The 6,013-nt window shown below is 61.9% G+C and carries 6 protein-coding genes; all 6 read right to left on the bottom strand.

Going from position 1 to position 6,013, the window contains the following annotated elements:
• Nucleotides 1-140: 140 nt before the first annotated feature.
• From ACF8R3_RS17985 to ACF8R3_RS17960, 6 genes are read right to left on the bottom strand one after another with little or no spacing between them, the layout of a single operon-like run.
• The gene (locus tag ACF8R3_RS17985) at nucleotides 141-380 is read right to left on the bottom strand and encodes a hypothetical protein (protein ID WP_145257510.1); all 240 of its coding nucleotides are present in this window, start codon (nucleotides 378-380) and stop codon (nucleotides 141-143) included.
• A 38-nt stretch (nucleotides 381-418) separates the two neighbouring features.
• Nucleotides 419-1,192 (bottom strand): enoyl-CoA hydratase, encoded by a 774-nt coding sequence (locus tag ACF8R3_RS17980; RefSeq protein WP_326384283.1) that lies wholly within the window; start codon nucleotides 1,190-1,192, stop codon nucleotides 419-421.
• A 13-nt stretch (nucleotides 1,193-1,205) separates the two neighbouring features.
• The gene (locus tag ACF8R3_RS17975; RefSeq protein WP_197844284.1) at nucleotides 1,206-2,333 is read right to left on the bottom strand and encodes an acyl-CoA dehydrogenase family protein; all 1,128 of its coding nucleotides are present in this window, start codon (nucleotides 2,331-2,333) and stop codon (nucleotides 1,206-1,208) included.
• A gap of 8 nt (nucleotides 2,334-2,341) precedes the next feature.
• Entirely contained in the window at nucleotides 2,342-3,535 is a 1,194-nt protein-coding gene (locus ACF8R3_RS17970; RefSeq protein WP_392515976.1) for an acetyl-CoA C-acyltransferase, read from the bottom strand.
• An 11-nt stretch (nucleotides 3,536-3,546) separates the two neighbouring features.
• Complete coding sequence (locus ACF8R3_RS17965) at nucleotides 3,547-4,314, bottom strand: SDR family NAD(P)-dependent oxidoreductase (RefSeq protein ID WP_058639404.1); 768 nt, start codon at nucleotides 4,312-4,314, stop codon at nucleotides 3,547-3,549.
• 13 nt (nucleotides 4,315-4,327) lie between these two features.
• Nucleotides 4,328-5,965: an AMP-binding protein gene (locus ACF8R3_RS17960; protein ID WP_392515975.1), complete on the bottom strand. Its 1,638-nt coding sequence runs from the start codon at nucleotides 5,963-5,965 to the stop codon at nucleotides 4,328-4,330.
• Nucleotides 5,966-6,013 lie beyond the last annotated feature (48 nt).

Here is a 6,013-nt window from a genome sequence, read left to right as displayed (position 1 = left end):
ACCGCGCGCTTAGAAGCAAGAGCAAGAGCAGCGGCAGCGGCAGCGGCAGCGGCAGCGGCAGCGGCAGCGGCAGCGGCAGCGGCAGCGGCAGCGGCAGCGGCAGCGGCAGCGGCAGCGGCAAGGATTAAAAGCCACTTTGGCTACTTGATCAATGCCTCCGACTCTAGCTGCGGCAAACGCCGCTCGTCCTGCAACATGATCTCAACTGTCGTCTCGGTAACCCGCCGCTCAGGCTGCACCGCCTGTTGCTGCGCTTTGCGCGCTTCAACCCTGCGCTCGATCATGCTGGGATACCGAGACGCCAACATCATAAGCGCAGCAACAAACAGGAACACCAAAAGTATCGCACCTGCATCACCCTGAGCGCGACGCTTCTTCATCCTTGAACCACCGTGCAAATCCCTGCAAAACGCCCCCATCAACGATCCTTGAATTGCGCCTCACGCTTGGCGATGAACGCGGCCATGCCTTCTTTCTGATCTTCGGTAGAGAACGCCGCATGAAACACCCGCCGCTCGAATCGCACACCTTCGCTGAGGGTGACTTCGAAGGCGCGGTTAACGCTCTCCTTGACCATCATGCTTACCGGAATGGACTTGGCAGCGATGGTGGCGGCCACTTTCAGCGCCTCCTGCACCAGCTCGTCCTGCGGCACGACACGCGCCACCAGCCCTGAGCGCTCCGCTTCCTCAGCACCCATCAGGCGACCGGTCAGGCACAACTCCATGGCTTTGGCCTTGCCCACCGCACGGGTCAAGCGCTGCGTGCCTCCCATGCCCGGCAACACCCCAAGGTTGATTTCAGGCTGACCGAACTTGGCATTATCCCCAGCCAAAATGAAGTCGCACATCATCGCCAGCTCACAACCACCGCCCAGCGCAAACCCCGACACGGCGGCAATGATCGGCTTGCGCCGGTTGGCGATGCGGTCGGCATCGCTGAACAGGTCGTCCACGTAGATTTGCGGGTACTTGAGCTCAGCCATTTCCTTGATGTCAGCGCCAGCGGCAAACGCCTTCGCCGAACCTGTGAGCACCACGCAGCCAATGCCAGGGTCGCGCTCGAGCTGATCCAAGGCCTGGTTCAGTTCGCTGACAATCTGCGCGTTCAAGGCGTTGAGCGCCTGCGGGCGATTGAGCGTGATCAGGCCAACCTTGCCATGAATGTCCAACAGGATGGTTTCAAATGCCATGTGGTCTGCTCCTTCAAAGATTGCGCGCAATGACCATGCGCTGAATATCGCTGGTGCCTTCGTAAATCTGGCAAACCCGCACATCGCGATAGATGCGCTCCAGCGGGAAGTCGCTCAGATAGCCATAACCGCCCAGGGTCTGCAAGGCGTTTGAGCACACCTTCTCTGCCATTTCCGAAGCAAAGAGCTTGGCCATGGACGCTTCCACCAGCGCAGGTTGCCCCGCATCGCGCAAGGCGGCAGCGTGCAACACCATCTGCCGGGCGACGGCGACCTGGGTTGCCATGTCCGCCAAGCGAAAAGCCACAGCCTGATGCTCGATCAGCGGCTTGCCAAAACTCTGCCGCTCCTTGGCATAGTCACGGGCCACTTCGAAGGCGGCGCGCGCCATGCCTACCGACTGGGCCGCGATGCCGATGCGCCCGCCCTCAAGGTTGGCCAAGGCAATCTTGTAGCCCTCACCTTCCTCACCCAGTCGGTTGGCCACAGGCACGCGCACGTTGTCGAACACGATCTGACAGGTATCGGAAGCATGCTGGCCGAGCTTGTCCTCGACACGGGCCACCTGATAACCCGGTGCGTCGGTCGGCACGATGAACGCGCTGATGCCGCGCTTGCCGGCCTGCGGATCCGTCACGGCGAACACGATCACCACCCCGGCATTCTGGCCGGAGGTGATGAACTGCTTGCTGCCATTGAGCACGTAGTGCTCGCCCTCACGGCGCGCGCGGGTTTTCAGGCTGCTGGCATCGGAGCCTGCCTGTGGCTCGGTCAGGGCGAATGCCCCGAGCATGGCGCCGGTTGCCAGGGGCGTTAGAAACGCACGCTTTTGCTGTTCAGAGCCAAAACGCAGAATAGGCACACACCCGACCGAGTTGTGCACGCTCATGATGGTCGAGCAGGCACCATCGCCGGCCGCGATCTCCTCCAAGGCCATGGCGTAGGCTACATAACCGGTGTCGCTTCCGCCCCACTGTTCAGGCACCAGCATGCCGAACAGGCCGAGCGCTGCCATTTCCTCGATGGCTTCGCGGGGAAACCGATGCTCCTTGTCCCACTGTTCGGCAAAAGGGCGCAGCCGCTCCTGAGCAAAGCTGCGCACGGCATCGGCGATCTGTTGTTGTTCTTCGTTGACCAGCATGGTTTACCTCACTCCAGGCATTCGACAGCCATGGCCGAGGCTTCACCACCGCCAATGCAGATGGCCGCCACCCCACGACGCAGGTTGTTCTGGCGCAGGGCGTGCAGCAGCGTGACCAGGATGCGCGCCCCTGAAGCGCCGATCGGGTGGCCCAGTGCGCAGGCGCCGCCATGGATGTTGACTTTGCCGTGGGGCAGGTCCAGATGTTTCATGGCTGCCAGGGTCACCACGGCGAACGCTTCATTGATTTCAAACAGGTCGACATCGGCAAGCGCCCAACCCGTGCGTTTGATCAGCTTGTCGATTGCCCCGATAGGCGCGGTCGGGAACAGGGCCGGTGCATCGGCGAAGGCCGCATGGCCGTGGATAACGGCCATCGGTTTCAAACCTCGCTTGTGCGCCTCGGAGCGACGCATCAGCACGAGTGCCGCCGCGCCATCTGAAATGGAGCTGGCGTTGGCAGCCGTTACCGTACCGCCGTCTCGAAACGCCGGGCGCAATTGCGCGATCTTGTCCAGGCGCGCCTTGGGCGGCTGCTCGTCGTCCTTGACCAGACGGCGTTGCTTGCTTTCAGTCACCTCCACCGGGACGATTTCATCCGTAAAGCGACCATTGAGAATGGCCTGCTGGGCACGGGTAAGCGATGCGATGGCAAAATCGTCCTGGTCTTTACGGCTGAAACCATTGGCCTGGGCACAGTCTTCGGCAAACGTGCCCATCAAGCGACCCTTGTCATAGGCGTCCTCAAGACCATCCATGAACATGTGATCGATCACCTTGCCATGGCCCATGCGGTAACCGCCGCGCGCCTTGTCCAGCAGGTAAGGGGCGTTGCTCATGCTCTCCATGCCACCGGCGACCACCACGTCGGCGCTGCCTGCCGCCAGCAGGTCATGGGCAAGAATGGCAGCCTGCATGCCGGACCCACACATCTTGTTAAGCGTCGTACAGGTGGTGTGCTTGCCCAGGCCGGCGCCCAGTGCAGCCTGACGCGCCGGCGCCTGCCCAAGACCTGCCGGCAACACGCAGCCGAACAGCACCTGATCGACGCTGTGCACCTGCACACCAGCGCGCTCAATCGCGGCGCCAATGGCCGCACTGCCCAACTGCACGGCAGAGAGGCTGCTAAGCTCGCCTTGCAACCCCCCCATCGGGGTGCGTACTGCGCTGACGATGACGATGGGATCTTCTCGGGTGTTCATGGGGGTTATCCTCACTTGGCTGCCATGCGCAAGGCACCGTCCAGACGGATGACCTCACCATTGAGCATGCTGTTCTCGATGATGTGGCGCGCCAGCGCCGCGTATTCCTCTGGACGCCCAAGGCGCGGAGGAAAAGGCACGCCCGCTGCGAGCGAGTCACGAACCTCGGGCGTCATCCCGGCCATCATCGGGGTTTCGAAAATGCCCGGCGCAATGGTCATCACACGAATACCGTAGCGCGCCAGCTCGCGCGCGGCGGGCAACGTCAGGCTGGCAACGGCCCCTTTGGACGCTGCATAGGCACATTGCCCGATCTGGCCGTCGTAGGCCGCGACGGAGGCCGTGTTGATGATCACGCCCCGTTCGCCTCCGTCGTCCGCCTCTGCGTCGGCCATCGCCTCGGCACATAACCTCAGCAAGTTGAAGCTGCCCACCAGGTTGATATTGATGACACGGGCAAAACTGGCCAGGCCGTGCGGGCCTTGTTTTCCCAATACCCTTTCAGCGCCCACGATGCCTGCGCAGTTCACCAGACCGTGCAGGCTACCGAACGCTGCAAGTGCTGCCGATACGGCCGCCTTTGCAGCTGCTTCGTCACTGATGTCGGCCACGCTGAAATGCGCGCGCTCGCCCAGCTCGCGGGCTTTGGCTTGCACGGCGTCGCCGTTGAGGTCCACAAGCATGACCGACGCGCCTGCCTCGATCAGCATGTGCGCGGTGGCGGCGCCTAGACCGGAGGCAGCGCCGCTGACGATGAAGTGTTTGTTGGCTATTTGCATGGTCGGTTTCCTTTCAAGCGCTGGCCGTGGTGGCGAGCTGCGCGTGTTGTCGAGCTATTTCCTGATTGCGCAGGATGAAGCGTTGCAGCTTGCCGCTGGGGGTCTTCGGCAACTCGCTGACGAACTCGACTTCTCTGGGGTAGGCATGGGCGTATAGGCGCTGGCGAACATGCTGGCGCAGCTGCTCTTCAAGCTCGGCGCTGGCGCCGTAACCCTTGGCCAGTACCACGAATGCCTTGATCACCTCGGTGCGCTCAGGATCAGGCTTGCCGATCACTGCAGCCTCAATAACGGCTGGGTGCTCGATCAATGCGCTCTCCACATCGAAAGGCCCAACCCGATACCCGGACGTGGTAATCACATCATCGCTGCGCCCGACGAAGCTGATGCTGCCATCAGGGTTCAGTTCGACGGTATCGCCGCTCAGGTAGTACTTGCCGACAAAGGCCTTGGTCGGCAACCCGTGGTAACCGGCGAACCAGCATAAGGGCGATTGTTCGCGATCCACCGCCAGGATACCCGGCTGACCGGCGGGTAGTTCGCGTCCCTGCTCATCGAGCACCACAATCCGATGCCCCGGTACGGCAAAACCTGCAGAACCTACGTGCACCGGGTGGCCCAGCCCGTGATGGTTACACAGCACCATGCCCAGCTCCGTCTGCCCGTAGTGATCATGAATGGTTACCCCGGCATGCTCGGCGAACCAGCGGATCACTTCCGGGTTCAACGGCTCCCCTGCACTGCTCACCACGCGCAGGCGTCCTTTGACTGGGGTACTGAACTGCTCACCGGCTGCAATGAGCATGCGAAAGGCCGTTGGCGAGCCGGCCATGTTGTTGATGCCCAGCTGGGTAATGACCTGCGTGCAGCTGTCGACACTGAAGGGGCCATTGTAGAAGGTGGTCGCGTGGCCCAATGAAAGCGGCCCGGTGACTGCGTAATACAAGCCATACGCCCAGCCCGGATCAGCCAGGTTCCAGAACCTGTCCTCGGGGCGCAGATCGATGGCATCACGCATGTAGCCTTGGAACGCTACGATGGCCCGTAGCGGTACTTCAAGGGGTTTGGCAGGACCGGTGGTTCCAGATGTGAACATCAACAGGAAGGGATCGTCACCTGTGAGCATGACCGGCTCGCAATCAGGCGAGGCGTTTTCAAGACACCGCTGGAAGTCCGGTTCGCCATCGCGGGCATCGACCGTGATCGTGAGCGGGCAAGCTTTGACATCATCGAGCTTTATCCGATTACTGCGGTCAGTCACCACAACACGGGCCTGCGACTGATGCAGTCGATGCTCGATCGCAGCAGGCCCGAAGGCGGTGAACAACGGCTGATAAACGGCACCCAGGCGCCAGGTGGCGAGAATGGTGATCAGCAGTTGCGGGGTGCGAGGCAACAGCCCCGCTACGCGGTCGCCCACACTGACACCATGGGCACGCAGGACACTGGCAAAGCGGGAGGCCAGCGCTTGCAGCCTATCGAAATTCAGCTGCTCGTAGTTGCCTTCACTGTCCAGCCAGTGCAGGGCCACCTTGTCGACGCCCGTGTGGCGATCACAACACTCGACACAGGCGTTAAGGGCCTGCAGCTCGCCCTGCAAGGCCGCCTGCGCGGCACCAAGGTAATGGAACGAGCGAGCGGCCTCACGCATCGTCAGACTCCTGCTTTTTTATTGTTGGAGTGCACGGTTAAGTCCGGA

Source organism: Pseudomonas sp. FYR_7, assembly GCF_043106155.1.
Taxonomy (GTDB): Bacteria; Pseudomonadota; Gammaproteobacteria; order Pseudomonadales; family Pseudomonadaceae; genus Aquipseudomonas; species Aquipseudomonas parafulva_B.
The sequence above is the reverse complement of the archived record's forward strand: the minus strand, read 5'-3'. Positions and strand labels throughout refer to the sequence as shown.